At 48.2% G+C, this 17175-nt stretch carries 13 protein-coding genes; 11 read left to right on the top strand and 2 right to left on the bottom strand.

What is annotated here, in order from left to right; translation table 11 throughout:
- The first annotated feature begins 47 nt into the window (after window positions 1-47).
- The 10 genes from AB432_RS29415 (at window position 48) to AB432_RS29370 (ending at window position 9106) form a co-directional block, all read left to right on the top strand.
- Window positions 48-1148 (top strand): ABC transporter ATP-binding protein, encoded by a 1101-nt coding sequence (locus AB432_RS29415; protein ID WP_048035322.1) that lies wholly within the window; start codon window positions 48-50, stop codon window positions 1146-1148.
- Between the two features lie 25 nt (window positions 1149-1173).
- The gene (locus AB432_RS29410; RefSeq protein WP_048035321.1) at window positions 1174-2490 is read left to right on the top strand and encodes an ABC transporter substrate-binding protein; all 1317 of its coding nucleotides are present in this window, start codon (window positions 1174-1176) and stop codon (window positions 2488-2490) included.
- Between the two features lie 27 nt (window positions 2491-2517).
- Window positions 2518-3405 (top strand): carbohydrate ABC transporter permease, encoded by an 888-nt coding sequence (locus tag AB432_RS29405; RefSeq protein ID WP_007717821.1) that lies wholly within the window; start codon window positions 2518-2520, stop codon window positions 3403-3405.
- A 14-nt stretch (window positions 3406-3419) separates the two neighbouring features.
- The gene (locus AB432_RS29400) at window positions 3420-4223 is read left to right on the top strand and encodes a carbohydrate ABC transporter permease (protein ID WP_048035320.1); all 804 of its coding nucleotides are present in this window, start codon (window positions 3420-3422) and stop codon (window positions 4221-4223) included.
- 18 nt (window positions 4224-4241) lie between these two features.
- Window positions 4242-5063 carry a sugar phosphate isomerase/epimerase family protein gene (locus AB432_RS29395; RefSeq protein WP_048035319.1) on the top strand — a complete coding sequence of 274 codons (822 nt, stop codon included), beginning with the start codon at window positions 4242-4244 and terminating at the stop codon, window positions 5061-5063.
- Window position 5064: 1 nt separating this feature from the next.
- The gene (locus tag AB432_RS29390; protein WP_048035318.1) at window positions 5065-5634 is read left to right on the top strand and encodes a glycerol-3-phosphate responsive antiterminator; all 570 of its coding nucleotides are present in this window, start codon (window positions 5065-5067) and stop codon (window positions 5632-5634) included.
- A gap of 180 nt (window positions 5635-5814) precedes the next feature.
- Window positions 5815-6912, top strand: a complete 1098-nt coding sequence (locus AB432_RS29385) for a nitric oxide synthase oxygenase (protein WP_048035317.1) — start codon at window positions 5815-5817, stop codon at window positions 6910-6912.
- A gap of 101 nt (window positions 6913-7013) precedes the next feature.
- A complete protein-coding gene (locus AB432_RS29380) occupies window positions 7014-7601 on the top strand; it encodes an RNA polymerase sigma factor (protein WP_048035316.1) in 588 nt (195 codons plus the stop codon).
- The gene (locus AB432_RS29375) at window positions 7570-8499 is read left to right on the top strand and encodes a hypothetical protein (protein ID WP_048035315.1); all 930 of its coding nucleotides are present in this window, start codon (window positions 7570-7572) and stop codon (window positions 8497-8499) included. Before AB432_RS29380 ends, AB432_RS29375 begins: the two co-directional genes overlap by 32 nt.
- A gap of 202 nt (window positions 8500-8701) precedes the next feature.
- On the top strand, window positions 8702-9106 hold the full coding sequence (locus AB432_RS29370) for a hypothetical protein (protein ID WP_048035314.1): 405 nt from the start codon (window positions 8702-8704) through the stop codon (window positions 9104-9106).
- Between the two features lie 261 nt (window positions 9107-9367).
- Here the strand turns inward: AB432_RS29370 and AB432_RS29360 are convergent, their stop codons facing one another.
- Complete coding sequence (locus AB432_RS29360) at window positions 9368-10990, bottom strand: family 10 glycosylhydrolase (RefSeq protein ID WP_048035998.1); 1623 nt, start codon at window positions 10988-10990, stop codon at window positions 9368-9370.
- A 241-nt stretch (window positions 10991-11231) separates the two neighbouring features.
- On the opposite strand from AB432_RS29360, the gene AB432_RS29355 reads away from it, so the two are divergent.
- A complete protein-coding gene (locus AB432_RS29355) occupies window positions 11232-12182 on the top strand; it encodes a lipase/acyltransferase domain-containing protein (protein ID WP_048035313.1) in 951 nt (316 codons plus the stop codon).
- Window positions 12183-12235: 53 nt separating this feature from the next.
- On the opposite strand, the gene AB432_RS29350 is transcribed toward AB432_RS29355, so the two are convergent.
- Entirely contained in the window at window positions 12236-17167 is a 4932-nt protein-coding gene (locus AB432_RS29350) for a collagen binding domain-containing protein (RefSeq protein WP_113732298.1), read from the bottom strand.
- Between the last annotated feature and the right edge of the window lie 8 nt (window positions 17168-17175).

The raw sequence follows: 17175 nt of genomic DNA, 5'->3' as shown, positions 1-17175 counted from the left end.
AGTCGAGTGATACGTAAAAAACAGCGAGAGGTTCAGGGGGGAAAGTCGTGGCTGAAGTGGAATTGCGGCGCATTTCCAAGATGTATGGGGGCCAGAAGGTAGTCAATGAAGTGAGTGCTCGTATTCTACCAGGAGAATTTTTCGTGCTGGTAGGGCCTTCTGGTTGTGGGAAATCAACCACACTGCGCATGATTGCCGGGCTGGAGGAGATCAGCACGGGAGAGCTGTTGATTGGCGGCAAGCCGATGAACCAAGTCCCTCCGAGCGGGCGAAACATCTCCATGGTGTTTCAAAATTACGCACTTTATCCGCATTTGACGGTAAAAGATAATATTTTGTTTGGTTTGCAGGTTCGAAAAGTAGACAAAGCGGAGCAGGGCAAGCGGTTGGAACGTGTAGCAGAGATGCTGGGTATCGCGCATCTTTTGCAACGCAAGCCGAAGGAATTATCCGGGGGACAACGACAGCGTGTTGCACTCGGAAGGGCTATCGTCAGTCAGCACCCTATCTGCCTGATGGACGAGCCTTTGTCCAATCTGGATGCCAAGCTGCGCGGGCACATGCGCACGGAAATCCGTCGCTTGCAGCAAGAGCTGGGCATCACGATGATTTACGTGACGCACGATCAGGTGGAAGCGATGACGATGGCAGACCGCATGATGGTCCTGCGCGACGGCGAGGTCCAGCAAGTCGGAAAACCGCTCGACGTTTACAACCATCCAGCGAATTTGTTCGTGGCGGAGTTTACGGGGGCACCCCCGATGAATACGGTACCTGCCATTTGGCGGGCAGGCGATCAAGCAGGAATTGAGCTGGCAGGTCAGCATTTTTTGCCACTTCCTATGTTTCACGGTATCAAGGACCAGACCCCGGTCGTTCTCGGTTTGCGTCCAGAGTCACTTCAACCCGCCCTTGAAGGGCAATCTGTTGATGCTTCCTGCCAATTCCCTGTCACTGTGCAGGGAGTAGAGATTCTCGGTTCTGAGACCATTGTGGAATTCACCGTGGGAGACAAGCTGTGGAAGGCCAAATGGAACGGGCAATGGCATTGCAAACGAGGCGAAACCATGCATGTTCGTTTTGATCCAGCTCAGGTGAACGTGTTTGAAGGAGAAACCGGAAAAAATCTAGCAGTTACGACTAATTGAGAAAAGAAAAGGGAGAGGTACTGCGATGCGTAAAGTTGTCAAAAGCTTGTTTGCGGTCGTTATGAGTATGAGTCTGATCACGGGTTGCTCCAGTGGTAATTCTTCGTCCACGAACAACGCGGCGCAAGGAGCCAATTCATCAGGTAAAACAGAGCTGTCCTTCTATTATCCGGTCGCGGTTGGCGGTCCTTTGACCAAGATCGTGGATGGTATGGCAGAGGAATTTAACAAAGAAAACCCAGATATCACAGTCAAACCGGTCTATACGGGCAGCTATCAGGATACGACGACAAAAGTACAGGCAGCTGTACAGGGCAAAACTCCTCCCGACGTAGCGGTGATGCTCTCGACTGAGCTGCATACGATGATGGATATGGATGCAATCCTTCCGATGGACGACTTCATTGCCAAGGATGGCGGCAGCGACTACGTAAATGATTTCTTCCCGGGATTCTTGGCGAATTCCCAAGTAGACGGCAAGACATACAGCATTCCATTCCAGCGCAGCACCATCGTGCTCTATTACAACAAGGACGCGTTCAAGGAAGTCGGGCTTGATCCGGAAAAGCCGCCGACATCATGGGACGAGCTGGTTTCGTACGCGGCCAAATTGAAAAAGGACGGACGTTACGGTGTTGAGATTCCTTCCTCGAGCTTCACATATTGGATGTTCCAAGCGTTGGCCCTGCAAAACGGCAAGAACTTGATGTCCGAAGATGGGAAAAAAGTGTTTTTTGATACGCCAGAAAATGTAGAAGCTCTGCAATTTTGGGTAGATTTGTCCAAAAAGCATCAAGTCATGCCTGAAGGTGTCAACGAGTGGGCGACTGTACCGTCTGATTTCTTGGAAGGCAAAACGGCGATGATGTTCCATACGACAGGGAACCTGACGAACGTGAAGAAAAGCGCGAAGTTTGACTTTGGCGTAGCGTTTTTGCCAGCGAAAAAGAACTACGGCAGCCCGACAGGTGGCGGAAACTTCTACATGTTTAAAGGAACGGATGCAAAGAAACAGGAAGCGGCATGGAAGTTCATTCGCTTTATGACCGAGCCTAAGCGCGCTGCACAGTGGAGTGTTGATACAGGTTATGTTGCTACACGCAAGTCTGCTTATGAAGAAGAGGCGATGAAGCAATACGTCAAGGACTTCCCGGCAGCAGCAGTGGCTCGCGACCAACTGGAATTCGGTCATGCTGAGCTGTCTACACACAATAACGGCAAAGTGACAAAGCTCTTGAACGACACGCTACAATCCGTGATCACTGGTCAATCCGAGCCTGCGGAAGCATTGAAAAAAGCGCAGGAAGAAGCGGACAAGATGCTGGCGCCGTTTAACAAATAAATCAAGCAAGGCAATGGGGGAGCGACAATGGGGGAACTACGCGCAAAATGGAAAGTGAACATGTACGCCTGGCTCTTGCTCCTTCCCTCCCTCATCTTCCTGCTCTTGTTTACCTTCTATCCGGTTATACAAACGTTCATACTCAGTTTTCATCAAGCGGATCTGGGTTCTCCAGAGCCGTTTTTTAACGGGATAGATAATTATAAACAAATGGTGGAAGATGAAGTGTTTTGGAAGGTGCTGACCAATAATATCTGGTTTGCCATCGGAACGGTGCCGACGAGTGTGGCTCTCGCGCTAGCTATGGCTCTGTTCGCCAACAAGGCATTACGAGGGAAGAGCTTTATCCGCACGGCTTATTTTTACCCGACAGTTGTTCCGATGATTGCCGTGGCGAACATCTGGCTGTTTATTTACACACCGGAGTACGGAGCACTTAGTCATGTGATGGAGTGGTTCGGAAAAGGCGACATGAACTGGCTCGGCGATCAGAAAAATGTGATGTGGGCGATGATCTTCATGGTCATTTGGAAGGAAGCGGGCTATTTCATGATCTTTTATTTGGCCGGGCTTCAAAACATTTCACAGGAGCTATACGAATCCGCCTCCATGGAAGGGGCATCATCGTGGACGGTTTTTCGCCGCATCACCTTTCCGCTGCTTATGCCAACGACGATGTTTGTCAGTATTATCGCCTTCACCAACTCTTTCAAGCTGGTTGATCATTTGGTGATCATGACCAAAGGCGGACCGGATAATGCCAGCAATCTCTTGCTGTACTACATATACGAGACGGCGTTTTCTTTCTGGGATCAAGGAATGGCTTCGGCATTGACGATTGTCATGGTCGTGCTGCTGCTGTTAGTCGCTGCATTTCAGTTTTTTGGTATGGATAAAAAGATTCATTACAACTAAGGGTGGGATGGCAGATGCTTCGCAAAATCACAACGGCTGGAATGTACGGCTTGGCCGTTCTCTGGTTGTTTCCTTTGCTCTGGGCGGTCTGGACTTCCTTTCGCCCGAGAGAGCTGGCGACTTCGTGGTCGTTCAGTACAGATTTTACACTCGATAACTTTGCGAAGGTGTGGGATGCAGCGCCCTTTGACCAGTACTACATCAACACTTTTTTGATCGTGACTGGTATTTTGGTGGCGCAAATGATTACGGCTACACTGGCTGCCTATGCCTTTGCGAAGCTGCAATTTTGGGGGAAGGATGTGCTGTTTGTCCTGTTCCTGATCCAGCTCATGGTCCCGGCAGATATCTTGATTTTCCCCAACTATAACGTCCTGCGTGACTTGTCTTTACTGGATACGAAAATCGGCATTATGCTGCCGTACTTCGCTTCAGCCTTCGGGGTCTTTCTATTGCGACAAACCTTCAAGACAATCCCGCACGAGCTGGAGGAGGCGGCACGGATGGAAGGCTGCTCCTGGTTCCAGATTTTGTGGCGAGTGTACGTTCCGTTAGCGAAGCCGACCTACATTGCGTTTGGTTTGGTCTCGGTCAGCTACCATTGGAACAACTTCATGTGGCCGCTGATTATTACGAATTCCGTGGAAAATCGCCCGTTGACAGTCGGTCTGGCGATTTTTGCCCAATCGTTTGAGACAGGGGCGCAGTGGGCCGAGGTAAGTGCAGCGACGGTCATGGTGATTTTCCCGTTGTTGCTGGCATTTTTGTTGTTCCAGCGGCAGTTTATCAACAGCTTCATCCACTCCGGCGTGAAATAAGAGGGAGGGTCATGAAAGATGAGAGACAAAAGCTCGTTTGCCGTATCCACTTATGCGTTATTTGATCTGTCCTTGCGCAATGCTATTTTTCAGCTTTTGCAGCATGATTGGAAGGGCATCGAGATTATGTGTGAAGAGAATCATGCCGACCTCTTGGACTGGTCCTGGGAGCAGTTGAAAGAGTTGAAGAAGCTGGGAGACGAGAGAGGGATTGCCTGGTCGATTCATGCACCGATTAGTGGCTGCAATCTGGCGGCGGATACAGGACCAACCCGGGATCAAACAATGGACACGATGAAACGCTGCCTGGAGATTGCCAGCTTTCTCGACTGCACCCACGTCGTGATGCATGCGGGGGAGGTAGAAGATCGACTCGCGGAAGGCGAGCGTGCCAGAGGTGTGGAAAATGTGAGTCAGGCACTCCGCGTGTTGACCTCCGAGCTGTCCGCAGAGGGTAAAACCATACTGACGGTCGAAAATGTTCCTCCTTATCCAAAAGTGCTGGGGTGGAACGTCGAGGATCTCGTGCGTATATGCCGTCATGTAAACTCATCTCGCGTGGGGATCGTGTACGACGTAGGCCATGCTCATTTGATTCGTCCGGGATATGCGATCGATGCATTGCAGGAGGTGCTTCCTTATTTATCCGCTCTTCACCTGAGTGATAACTTTGGCAAGCTGGACGATCATTTGGCAATAGGCGATGGAACGATCCCATTCGAATCGATCCTGTCTCTATTAAAAGACAACGGATTCGCGGGTCATTGGGTGGTAGAGACAAAGCAGCTTGGCTGCGCTGAGGTAAGTGTGGAACGGCTACTGAGGGCAGGAGGCGAATAACATGGACATGCATACGATTTTGAAAACGAATCCGGTTATTGCGGCGACCGAACAGGATCGCTTGGGAGAGGCGATGGCGTCCCGGGCATGCGCGATCCTTTTGATGTACGGAAAGCTGACCAAGCTGATGGAGGAAGCCGAGACCATCCGTCAGTCTAGCAAGCCGATCTTTTTGCACACAGACCTCATGAATGGCCTGTCCAATGACAAGGAGGCTTTTCGTTTCTTGTCGACCTATATCCAACCAACGGGCATTGTCACTACCAAAGGACCGATGATTCGCGCAGCCAAAAAGGAAGGGATGCTGACGATCCAGCGAGTCTTTTTGATCGATTCGACCTCCCTCACGACGACCATCAAAAACGTCTTGGAAAACCAGCCAGATGCGATTGAAATCATGCCGGGGATAGCGCCTTCTATTATTTCTTATATCAAGGAGCATTTGTCGCAGCCGATTATTTTGGGCGGGTTGATTTGGAATATGGAGCAGGTCAACGAAGCGTTGAAGGGTGGAGCAGATGCTGTTTCGTTGAGTAAGTCGGAGATGTGGAATCACCATATGACAGTTTAGGAGAATGGACAGGTGTGAATGCACCTGTCTTTTCTTTCGTCCATGTTTCTTACAGATATGTGTCCATATGCCTACATGATTGGTAATCAAGCCCGAGTAATTTTATAATGTAGGTAACAAAATTCTACGATGAAGAAAATAACAGCGAAGTGACACCCTTCAGCGTGAAAAGAGGGTAATATGGAACCAATTCAACTGATGGAAGCGGCAGAGCAATTTATCCGGACATGCTATCGTGAACTGGACAAGACAACGGACGAAACCGAGCAACGGCTGCAAGAAGTACGAGAGATGATTCACCAGCAGGGATACTATGAGCATACGGCCGAGGAGCTTCGTCACGGAGCGAAAATGGCCTGGCGCAATAGCAATCGATGTATTGGGCGATTCTTTTGGGAATCGTTACTTGTGATAGATGAGCGGCACGTCGAAACAGAAGAAGAGATGGCGCAGGCCATGCTCCGCCACATCGAATTTGCCACCAATGACGGTAAAATTCGCCCGACCATCACGGTTTTTGCACCTGCTGTGGCAGGCAGAGCTCCCATGCGCATCTGGAATGACCAACTGATTCGCTACGCGGGATACGAGACAGAGTACGGCGTACTGGGTGACCCGATTTCGCTTTCGTTGACGAAGCTATGTGAGAGCTTGGGATGGCAAGGGAAAGGCACAAACTACGACGTTTTACCGCTTGTCGTGCAGATTGGAGATCGGACGCCGCAGTTTTTTGAGATTCCTCAGGAGCTGGTCTTGGAGGTGCCGATCGTGCATCCCGATTTGCCGGGCTTTGCTGATATGGAATTGCAATGGTATGGGGTTCCTATTGTTTCGAATATGCGCATGGAGATTGGCGGTATCGACTATTTGGCCGCGCCTTTTAACGGCTGGTACATGGGAACGGAGATAGGCGCGCGCAATTTCGCTGACCAAGAACGATATAACATGCTGCCAAAGGTCGCAGAGGTCATGGGGCTTGATACGAGCAGGGAAGCGACACTGTGGAGAGACAAAGCGCTTATCGAGCTGAACGTAGCCGTCCTGCATTCCTTCAAGGAAAAAGGAGTATCGATAGTCGATCACCATACGGCGAGCCAGCAATTCAAGCGATTTGAGGAAAGAGAAGAGAAATGTGGTCGACCCGTTACTGGTGACTGGACATGGCTGGTTCCGCCGATCTCCGGAACAGCTACACACATTTTCCATAGTCAGTACGACAACACAATCCATACGCCGAATTTCTTTTACCAAGACAAGCCGGAGCTCGGCAAAAAATAAGGCTTTCACATGTCGCGAATTTGCTTCGCGGCATTTTTTTTGCACGCGATGTCACATACAGGGTGATGTGGTACGTTATACCAGTTGGAAGGAGGGAGAGAGTGGACACGAAACAGATAGAAGAACTCGTGGATGAGATCATTCAGGGAGCAGATGACCGCTATGCTGCCATCATGAAAAGCTACCAAACCCCGATATTTCACTACTGCTATCACATCTTGGGGAATCGATGCGAAGCGGAGGATGCTACACAGGAGGTCTTCTTCAAGGCTTATCGCAACTTGAAACAATACAGTCCAACCATGCCGTTCGCAGCTTGGCTTTATAAAATAGCCTATCACCATTGCATCGATCTCATCAGAAAAAGGAAATGGACAAAGATGTTACCATTTTTGATGCAGAACAAAGACTCTCAATCTGACATCGAGCGGCATATTGAAAATGTTTATTTCAGTGAGGATGTATTTCTTGCGATGCAGACACTCTCGGTAGAGGAAAGAACGCTTCTCTTACTGCGAGGCGTGGAAGAAAAGACGTACGAGGAAATTTCCTTGATCATGAACAAAAACGCTGCGAGTCTGCGCAAAAAATTCGAGCGTACGGCATCGAAGTTCCGATCCGCTTATTCTCCTTTAGGGAAGGGAGGGTCAGCTCACGATGAGTCCAAACAAATCGCACGAGAGTATTAAGGACCTGTTCAACGACCCGCGCATCCCGCAGGAGATTGACATTAGCCATCAGGTGATGACAAAAATCAAACGAGAGAAGGAGAGATTTTTTGTGAAATACAAGGTGAGTATTTTGGTTGCGATCGGATTAATCGCAAGTATTTCGTCGGGGTATGCTGCTGTTCAATTCTATCAGTTGAAGAGCCCGCAAGGAGAGGTGTTGTATCAAGAGAAAGATGTAAAAGAATCAGGCGCCAAAACAGTAAAAGAGCCAGATCAAGAAATGGATGCCTTTTTAAATAAACGTTGGGAAATCGAGGATAATATGGAGCCGGGAACTGTCGCAGCTGTCTACATCGTTCCTCACAATCCTCAAAAACAAATCGTGACGATGACGGCTCCATTTGATTATAAGACTTTGGCTGATGTTCAACAGAAAGTGGGAGAGCAGATATTCTTGCCAGAAACTTTGCCAGGACGCCATGCTTTTTTGGATGCCCGACTCGAGTTTGGCATCAAGAACGAATATGACAAAGCTGCCTTGTATCAGCAGGCGGAAAAAGAGAAGAAAGAATACGTCATGCAGCCGTTAGCGTGGACAAATGAATTGGAGTATCTGTACACGACATATCAATCTGGAGAAAGCTATATTAATTTGAACATCACGAATTATGAGGGAGTAGAAGGAAGTACAACTTATGTAGCCAATCTGGATCAACAGAAAAAAGAGGTAGTCAAAGTAGGACAAATCGAGGTGCTTTATACAGAGGAAGCCAAAAAAGACCGGACTGACAAGAGCATCATGTGGGTGATGGAGTATGCTGGAAAGAAAATGCAGTATGAAGTAGTCGCGACTGGAGACGTATTAAGTAAAGGAAACATCAGTGAGTTTGTAAATGCCATGATGCCGAAAAAATAAAGCTACCAATGTCGCGAACATGCTTCGCGGCATTTTTTGTGGCGAATTGTGAAGTGTATCTCAGAGAACCAAGAATGCGCGATGAATTAAGGAAAATTTTAGTTTTACCCCACGATTTTGTTTAATATTTCCTCTTACCCTAGATTTAGCAGGTAAGAGATTTACTTGCACACAAAAAAGGAAATGAAAAGGAGCGAGACCAATGAAAAAGAAATGGATGACAACTGCATCAGCTTTGTTACTTACCGGGGTGATTGGTACGGTTATACCGTATGCAACCACAACAGCAGATGCTAAAGCAAACGTAACGGAAAAAAGTAACCTGGACCTAAGAATTTCTTTCGTTTTTTCTGAGGATGGCCAGGGAGTAACCATTAAAGACAGTAAATTAGGTGATTTCAAGGCTACGGTTAAAGATCTCTCCGAAAAGTTAGGTATCAAGGCAGATGATCTTAATCTATCTTCACATATCATCGAAATGAAACCAAATGCGACAGGCAGCAAGATTATTGTCAAAGAAACTTCCTTTAAAGGTGAAGTAAAAGAGTATGAGACCAGCGATAATGATGTCCTCATGCTGTTTGGTCTTCACAAAGTAACTAAATAAGCAGGACATAACTCACCATCCACAGTCCCACCCCCCCTAGGTATCTCGGACCATGCTATGGGAAACCCGTATTTTAAAGGGAAGCTGGATGGTATCGAAAGCGTGGACGAAGGAACATCGAGCCGTTCACCAATAATGATCCGATCTCCTTGGAAGCGCAACTCAGGTTATTGTAGAAAAATGAACGTAGAAGCAAAAACCCCCGAAACACATGTAGCAAGTTTGCCCTGCTACGAGTATTCGGGGGTTTTTGCTATTTATCTAGCGGTTGTAATAGCTGCTAAGAGCTGGGAGCAGACCTAATGGATTTTTCCGCAAGTCCTTGGCACTAAAGAAAATGCTGCCCTGAACCTGAGGAACCATCGCGTTGTAATTCAACTGGTTGATAATCTCCTGGGCACTCTGCCAGCCAGCTTCAGCCGTTCCCAGCTTGTAAGGGGAATGACCGATGTAAAGCTTGACGTTCGTCCCTTGTACTTCGTTTGCCCACCACGTAACGAGCTTGTCGTATTGGGCAGGGGCGAAGGAAAAGCTCCAATAAATTTGCGGAGTTACATAATCGATCCAGCCTTGTTGAATCCATGTGCGCACATCGGCAAACATGTGGTCATACGCAGTAACGCCAGCTTTTGTATCGGAGCCGGTTGGATCGACGTTGCTGTTGCGCCATACACCGAATGGACTGATCCCGAACTGAACGTGAGGCTTGACGCTCTTGATGGACTGATTCAATTGTTGAACAAACTGATTGATATTATCGCGGCGCCAGTCTGCTTTGGACACGATTTTTTTGCTGTTGTAAGCCTTGAATGCTGCATCGTCTGCAAAGGCGACATTGGAAGGATAGAAATAATCATCCAAATGGACGCCATCGATGTCGTAGCGCTGCACGACTTCCATTACTTCATTGATAATTTGCTGACGTGCCGCCGGAATACCCGGATTGATGTATAGCTTTTTGTTGGCATTCACAATCCAGTCAGGGTGCTGCTTGATCACGTGATTCGCTGGCAATTGATCTGTTTTGGCATCCGTAGTGGCACGGAACGGGTTGAACCAAGCATGGAATTGCATCCCGCGTCTATGCGTTTCTTCTACCATGAATGCAAGCGGGTCGTAGCCAGGATCTTTCCCCGGGGTTCCCGTCAAAAATCTCGACCATGGGGTGAGTGTAGAAGGATACAGCGCATCTCCAGATGGACGCACTTGCACGAAAACAGCGTTCATTCCCATGGCCTGCAGCTCATCGAGCAGTTGTATGTATTCTTGTTGCTGTTTCGCTGGGTTTGTGTAAGAACCGGAAGATGGCCAGTCCAAATTGTAGACCGTAGATATCCATACCCCGCGCAAATCTCCGTTTGTCACGACAGGTGTGGCTGGTTCCATTCCGCCAGTTTCACTCAATACATCCTGGGGTGGCGGAGTCATGGTAGCGACGTTGCCGCTTTGCAGGCGAATGGTTCTTGTTTTGTCTTCCCAGTTTACCGCAAGACCCAATTGCTCGGAGACAAAACGCAGCGGAACCATGATTCTTCCTTGCTTGTTCTGAACAGAAGCATCGAGTGGGACGCTGCTGTTGTTCACGAGAGCGTTCTTTTGATTAACCTTCAGGGACAACAAGGTATCTTGCTTACTGATCGTTGCGGTTTGAGACTTTGGCTCCCAATTTACTTCCGCTCCCAGATTTTCACCGATCACTCGCATAGGAACCATCGTTACATTTGCTTTTGGAACAATGTACGGAGCGACGTCACTTTTGATTTGTTGCCCGTCCAAATAGATGCTGATGCCAGAGGATGTCTGCGCGGCCTGCACGGATATCCCCATCGTTGGAATACATAGTACGAACATTAGCAAAAGCATAAACCACTTGCGTACCTTCATTTTTGCCAATCCTCCGACAAGTATAGATTTGCTTACTACATTAGCCAATTCGTTAGACGCTTTATTATATCGCTTTGTTTCGCTCAAGTGGGAAGATAATTGTAACGATTCGCTCCATTTCGGCAAAAAATGACGAGGCTCATCGAAGCAAGGGAACCACCCAAGCTGCTCTGGCATAGGCAAAAGCATATGTTGTTTTCCTTCTGGACATGGGACAAAAGGGAGGGAGAGGAGTGCAAGCATGAGTTCTTTTCTTGCGCAAAAGGCACCGATTGTTTTTGTTCCGGGGCTGTTTGGGTCGATGAGTGATCAAATTATTCCGGGTACTGGTGACTGGGGCTTCGGGTTTGCCCGAACCGCTTACGAGCCATTTATCCGTTTGCTTGGAAAAATGGGGTACCCCCTCAATGAACAATTATTTGTAGCTTTTTATGATTGGCGAAGGCAGATCGATATTTCAGCCGAGCGCTTTTTGCTGCCTGTCATCGAGCGAGCGAGGCAAACGACCGGTTCCCCTTATGTCAATCTCATTTGCCATAGCATGGGGGGCCTTGTTGCTAGAGCCTATGTCCAGAGCGAATTTTACCAAAACGATGTGGATCAGCTGCTCATTTTTGCGACTCCCAACGCCGGATCGCCTGTCGCCTACAGCTATTGGGCAGGAGGGAAGCTGCCGCGCTCCGTTTCTGCCAAAAGAAATGTCGTAGAGCTATACATGAATGTATATCTGGCTTATTTGGAGCAAAGCATCCCTTTTCATCGTATACAAGCTATTCACAGACATTTTCCCAGTCTCCTTGATCTCACCCCGTCAGCAGCATATGGCGATTATTTGCTGGAGAAAACACAGGGGGTCGAAGCCTTCGTACCTTATGAACAGATTGTCGTGAAAAATCAATACATGGACTACTTGAACGCAACGATGGGAATTATCGCAGCCCGCAATATTCGCGTCACGCTAGTAGCTGGCATCGGACACGAAACGATTCATTACCTGCGAACAGTCCCTTCGCTGTCTCCCGATAAATGGGTCGATGGCAGAGTAGTGGGTTCGATCAATAGTGACGCTGGGGATGGGAGTGTCATGGCAAACAGTGTATTTGCGCTGGAAGGTGAGCGGTATTACGTAGAGGCGACACATCTGGAGATTTTGTATAAAAGTGAACCGCTACTCCGGCAGTTGCTAGAGTAGGGAAAAAAGAGGACCAAGCCGGGAAATCCCCTGGACTTGGTCCTTTAGATGAGCTATGCTTTTTTGTTTCTGCGATACATGATCGACATACCGATCAAGATCGAAACGATACCTGCAACGATCGGGATTGGGTTAGCCTGTTCGCCAGTCTGCGGCAATACTTTGCCTGTAGATGGAGATTCGTTGCTGGTTTCCAAGACGTTGGAGTTATTAGCAGCTCCTGAATCGTTCGGTTTGGTTGTATTTCCTGTTTGATTCAACTCTCCTGATGTGTTGGGGTTCGTAGTGTTGTTGTTGTTTGCATCAGGAGTGCTTGGTTGGTCTGGGTTGCCAGGTTGGACCGGGTTGCCAGGTTGGTCCGGGTTGCCAGGTTGGTCTGAGTTGTCAGGCTGATCCGGTTTGCCAGGCTGATCCGGTTTGCTAGATTTGTCTGGTTTATCCGGTTTGTCTGGTTTATCCGGTTTGTCTGGTTTATCCGGTTTATCTGGTTTGTCTGGCTTTTCCGGTTCGGGCTCTGGTTTTGGTTCTGGTTCAGGCTCTGGCTTCGGCTCTGGCTTTTCGGGCTCCGGTTCAGGTTTTGGCTCAGGATTTCCGCCGCCACCACCACCGCCGCCTCCACTAGAGGTTACGTCATTTTCGGCAGTAACAAGCACATGCTCGCCAACTACTTGGTTTCGTTTAATCTCGAAAGCAATTGGCTTGCTGTTTATTACATAACCAGTAGGAGCCTTTGTCTCGATAAACTCATACTTGCCAGGGTTTAGGCCTTCGACTAGAAGTTCACCGTTTGCATCAGTTGTCAGCTTTGTCAGCTCTTGACCGTTCTTGTCTTTGGTTACCTGACCATTTTCATCGCGGAGCGTAAATTCAGCTCCTGTGAGCTTATGATTTGGGTATCCCTTTCTTATTTTGGTCAGTTTCACAGATCCTGGGTTCAATCTGTTGGTCAACGTGAGAGAGGTCGTGCCTTCCTCTGTCACTTCGAATTTCAGTGGTTCAGCAAGCTCATAATCAGCAATAGCTTTAGTTTCCACGAGCTGGTAGAATCCTGCTTTCAGGTTCTCGAGGAGAAGGATACCGTCCTTATCCGTTGTGAGTCCACTTTGCAGTACTTTCCCGTCAGCATCTTGAAGCTCAAAGGTTACGCCAGGTAGTGGTTCTTTGGTGTAGTGGTCCACTTTCAGCAATTGAACGGACCCGATATTTTTGGCGTTCTTTTTCGTAAGGGTCACAATTTCTGTCTGGTTGGAGGCGATTTTGAATGAAATAGGAGTCGCATCCAGCTTGTATCCCTTCGGAGCTTTCGTTTCGACTAGCTGATAGTTTCCTTCTGCCAGATCGCCTTTAGAGACTTTTCCGTCAGAGCCGGTTGTCAGCTCAGTGATCGTTTCGTATGCTCCGCTCTTTTCAACCTGTAGATTGAAGACAGCGCCTTCCAGCGTTTTTCCAGCATTCTCCGCGTCAACTTTGGTTAACTCAAATCCTTGACGGAGCAGCTTGTTGTCGACGGTTATTTCGATTGTAACTGGAACAGCAGGGTCAGCACCTGTAGGAGCTTTTAAGGTAATGTCTTTTCCGTTTCTGTACTCGTCTGCGATGACGTAGCCAACAGGAGCGGATAGTTCTTTTAGCTTGTAGGCTTTAAATTTGTAGCCTTTTAAGGTGGCAATGCCATTTTCATCAGTCACGACTGTTTCCAGCAAGGTTTTCCCTGCTTTGTCGTACAGACCAAACGTGGCGCCTGCCAATGCTTTTTTCGTATCTGCATCTGTTTTGACGATTTTTAAGTCGCCTTTACCAGGTGTGCTGGCTCCGCCACCAGCACCGGACAAGCTGACTTTGATACCCTCTTGTCCGTCTTTGCCTTTCCCTACCACTGTTTTCCCTGCAAAGGAGGCTTCGTTTTTGATGACCTCACCATGATCAGCATTGATAAAGGAACGGTATTCCAGGATGTAGGCAGTGTGCAGATCGTTTTTGAAAGTCAGTTTAAAGGTGTTGCCGACCACTTCTAGCGTGTAGTCCTCGGAGGCCATTTCTTTTCCGATAGCCAAAGCACCGGATTCAGAGACGGTTGTCGTAAAGAGTTTGAAGGAGTCTTTCATCAGGATTTGATTGCTTGACAGGGTATCGGTTAAAACAGCACCTGCCGAAATATGAGACTGGCTCGGATTGATTTTTACAGTCCATGTTGCATACTCTGAATCTGCTCCTGTACCTTGTACGCCTGTTTTGAGGACGTACTCCCCACCGTATTTCGGTCTGACGGACGTCTTGCCTTTATAGAGTGGAGTGCCTGTTATGTCACTATCATGCATAGTGGCATTGTTTTCGTACACTTCTCCGACAGGCAGATTAGCCAAACTGGTTGTGTACGTGATGCGATAGGCAGAGTCGATCTCTCCAAGATGGAGCTCAAAACCGTTGGTTAGTGGGTCGAATTTGATAGGAACAACTGGTCCTTCGACCACTTTCACGCCGTCTGCTCCACCTGTAAGCAGCAGCTTATGCACTCGTAACGAGTCTTTCACAAAAGTCTGTTCTCCGGTATAAAAATCCCGGATGATCGCGTTGTTAATCTTGTGAAGGTTGTAGTTCACATCGATTGTCCACGTGATTTCTTTTGTGCGGGCGTCGTATGTACCTGTTTTGTTGCCGTTATTGTTAGTGTAGTTGTCTGGTTTAACAGTAGCGGATTTCGTGATAGGGTCTTGTGGTTTCCCGTTTTCCTTCCAGTTCAGTTCGGCCTTGTTTTGGTACACGGATGGACGGTCCTTGGAAGTAGGATCGAACTTCGTCAGGTACGTAATGACTAGACCTTTTGTGACTGGTTTATGGAAGGTGATCTTGAATCCGTCTTCGTATTTTGGATTCGGAGAGATGCTGTAGTCTTTGTCAGGACCTTCTTCCAAATCCTTTGTCCAATCGTTGATTTTTACTTTGTCAGGAAGAAGAGTGAGTCCTTGACCCGCATAACTGTCGGTAATGACGACTTCATCCATCACCTGATTGTCTTCGTTTAGACTAAGCGTCCATTCGATCGTTTTATCCAGGTAGTTCACTTTTTCTTTTTTTGCGTTTTTCCAGAAGATTGCTTGATTGATCTCTTTGGATGCATCTTTTTTGGTTCCATCATAGATTTCTACTTCATTTTTTACGAGGTAGCTGTCTTGGTGGACCCGATTTTTGGCTTTGGTTTGGTAGGTGATTTCGTAAGCAGCCGACACGTCATGGCCAAACTCCAAGCGGAAGCCGGTAGGCGATGGGGTTACGTTGTACTCTGTGATGGCAGCCCCGTCTTTTGTTCCGTTTCCGTTGTCACCGATGGTCATTTTATGAACGGTAAAGGAACCATTCACGAGCTCTTGATGACTCGTATCGAATCGATCCTCGAGCCATGCATCGCTTTGCTTGATCAGTTTTTCATTGTAGTTGTACTGAATAGCCCAGGTGATCGTTTGTTTGTTGTAATCATAGCCAATTGCTTTTTTGTTCAAAGGCTGGCTGAACCGGACAGAGACATTCGCGGAATCGATTAAATCCTTTGGAAGGTTCGTTCCTGTGACAGTGGCTTTATTCGTGTAGGTTGTATCTGTCGTACCGGTGACGTTGGTCTTGTACGCGATGCGATAAGCACCGTCGATGTCGCCAAAGTTCATTTTGAACCCGTTTCCTTCTGTTAATTTCTCAGGAGTGAAGGTGGTTACCTCTGCCTTTGGATGAACAGAGCCATTCAATTGAACTTCTAATGGGAAGACCTTAATTGAGCTCATGTCGATATCCAGACCGCTTGGAAGCTCATCCGTAAAGACAGCGCCTTTAATCGGATTTTCACTCAAGTTAAAATCGACGGTCCAGTCGAGATAGCTAGGATTCATGCCCTTGTTTGCTTTTCCGTTCTTGTCGATTTCATTGTTGTTTTTGCCTTTGAAATGGACAGAGATCGGGGCGATGCCATCGAATTTGAAATCGATTTCCTGTCTTGTGCCGCCCTCAAACTTTTTCTCATCGAATTCCCGCCACACAAAGAACGTTCCGTCATTGATCTCTGCGCCGTCATTGATGGCATCACTGAAAGTGAAGGTGACAGTGCCGTCTGTTGTCACTTCATAAGTGCCGTAGCCTCCGTTCAGATCTCCGGTCAAATCACGATCGGTCCGAAACTTGTCTGGGAGAGGGAAGGTAAAGGTGGCACCTTCTGAATAAGGATGTCCAGCAGGGATTTGCCAAGTGAAATCAACTTGAACACGCGAGCCCTGATCGGGGCGGATGTCTTCGATGTTGTTTCCGTCTTTGTCCTTCATGACTACGCTGGTGATGATGTTGTCTTTGATGATGTTGTCTTCAGGGTCTGGAACTGGTACCGGTACCTCTGGTAGAGGAACTGGTGGTTCAACAGGTGGCGTAGTCGGATTTCCCGTGCCCGGCGGAGTAGTCGGAGTTCCTGTGCCCGGATCGGTAGGATTTCCTGTGCCCGGATCGGTAGGATTTCCTGTGCCCGGATCGGTAGGATTTCCTGTGCCTGGATCGGTAGGATTTCCTGTGCCTGGATCGGTAGGATTTCCTGTGCCTGGATCGGTAGGATTTCCTGTGCCTGGATCGGTAGGATTTCCTGTGCCTGGATCGGTAGGATTTCCTGTGCCCGGATCGGTAGGATTTCCTGTACCTGGATCGGTAGGAGTTCCTGTACCTGGATCGGTAGGATTTCCTGTACCTGGATCGGTAGGATTTCCTGTGCCTGGATCGGTAGGATTTCCTGTGCCTGGATCGGTAGGATTTCCTGTGCCTGGATCGGTAGGATTTCCTGTGCCCGGATCGGTAGGATTTCCTGTGCCCGGATCAGTAGGGTCGCCTGTGCCCGGCTCCCCACTAGTCTCAATGACAACCTCACCTTGTGTTTGGGCATACGAGGTTGTCGTGAAACCGAAAAAGTTTTGGATGATGAGCAAAAGTGCCACCACAACGATCCAAGATTTCCTTTGCATATGCTCCT

This window comes from Brevibacillus brevis, assembly GCF_001039275.2.
GTDB classification, from domain to species: domain Bacteria; phylum Bacillota; class Bacilli; order Brevibacillales; family Brevibacillaceae; genus Brevibacillus; species Brevibacillus brevis_C.
This window is presented reverse-complemented; position numbering and strand designations above follow the sequence as displayed.

Bases quoted from the DNA above. Each gene is read 5' to 3' on its own strand.
- AB432_RS29360 (WP_048035998.1), bottom strand. From the start codon at position 10,990: ATGAAGGTACGCAAGTGGTTTATGCTTTTGCTAATGTTCGTACTATGT.
- AB432_RS29385 (WP_048035317.1), top strand. From the start codon at position 5,815: ATGGAACCAATTCAACTGATGGAAGCGGCAGAGCAATTTATCCGGACA.
- AB432_RS29410 (WP_048035321.1), top strand. From the start codon at position 1,174: ATGCGTAAAGTTGTCAAAAGCTTGTTTGCGGTCGTTATGAGTATGAGT.
- AB432_RS29400 (WP_048035320.1), top strand. From the start codon at position 3,420: ATGCTTCGCAAAATCACAACGGCTGGAATGTACGGCTTGGCCGTTCTC.
- AB432_RS29375 (WP_048035315.1), top strand. From the start codon at position 7,570: ATGAGTCCAAACAAATCGCACGAGAGTATTAAGGACCTGTTCAACGAC.
- AB432_RS29355 (WP_048035313.1), top strand. From the start codon at position 11,232: ATGAGTTCTTTTCTTGCGCAAAAGGCACCGATTGTTTTTGTTCCGGGG.
- AB432_RS29350 (WP_113732298.1), bottom strand. From the start codon at position 17,167: ATGCAAAGGAAATCTTGGATCGTTGTGGTGGCACTTTTGCTCATCATC.
- AB432_RS29405 (WP_007717821.1), top strand. From the start codon at position 2,518: ATGGGGGAACTACGCGCAAAATGGAAAGTGAACATGTACGCCTGGCTC.
- AB432_RS29395 (WP_048035319.1), top strand. From the start codon at position 4,242: ATGAGAGACAAAAGCTCGTTTGCCGTATCCACTTATGCGTTATTTGAT.
- AB432_RS29390 (WP_048035318.1), top strand. From the start codon at position 5,065: ATGGACATGCATACGATTTTGAAAACGAATCCGGTTATTGCGGCGACC.
- AB432_RS29370 (WP_048035314.1), top strand. From the start codon at position 8,702: ATGAAAAAGAAATGGATGACAACTGCATCAGCTTTGTTACTTACCGGG.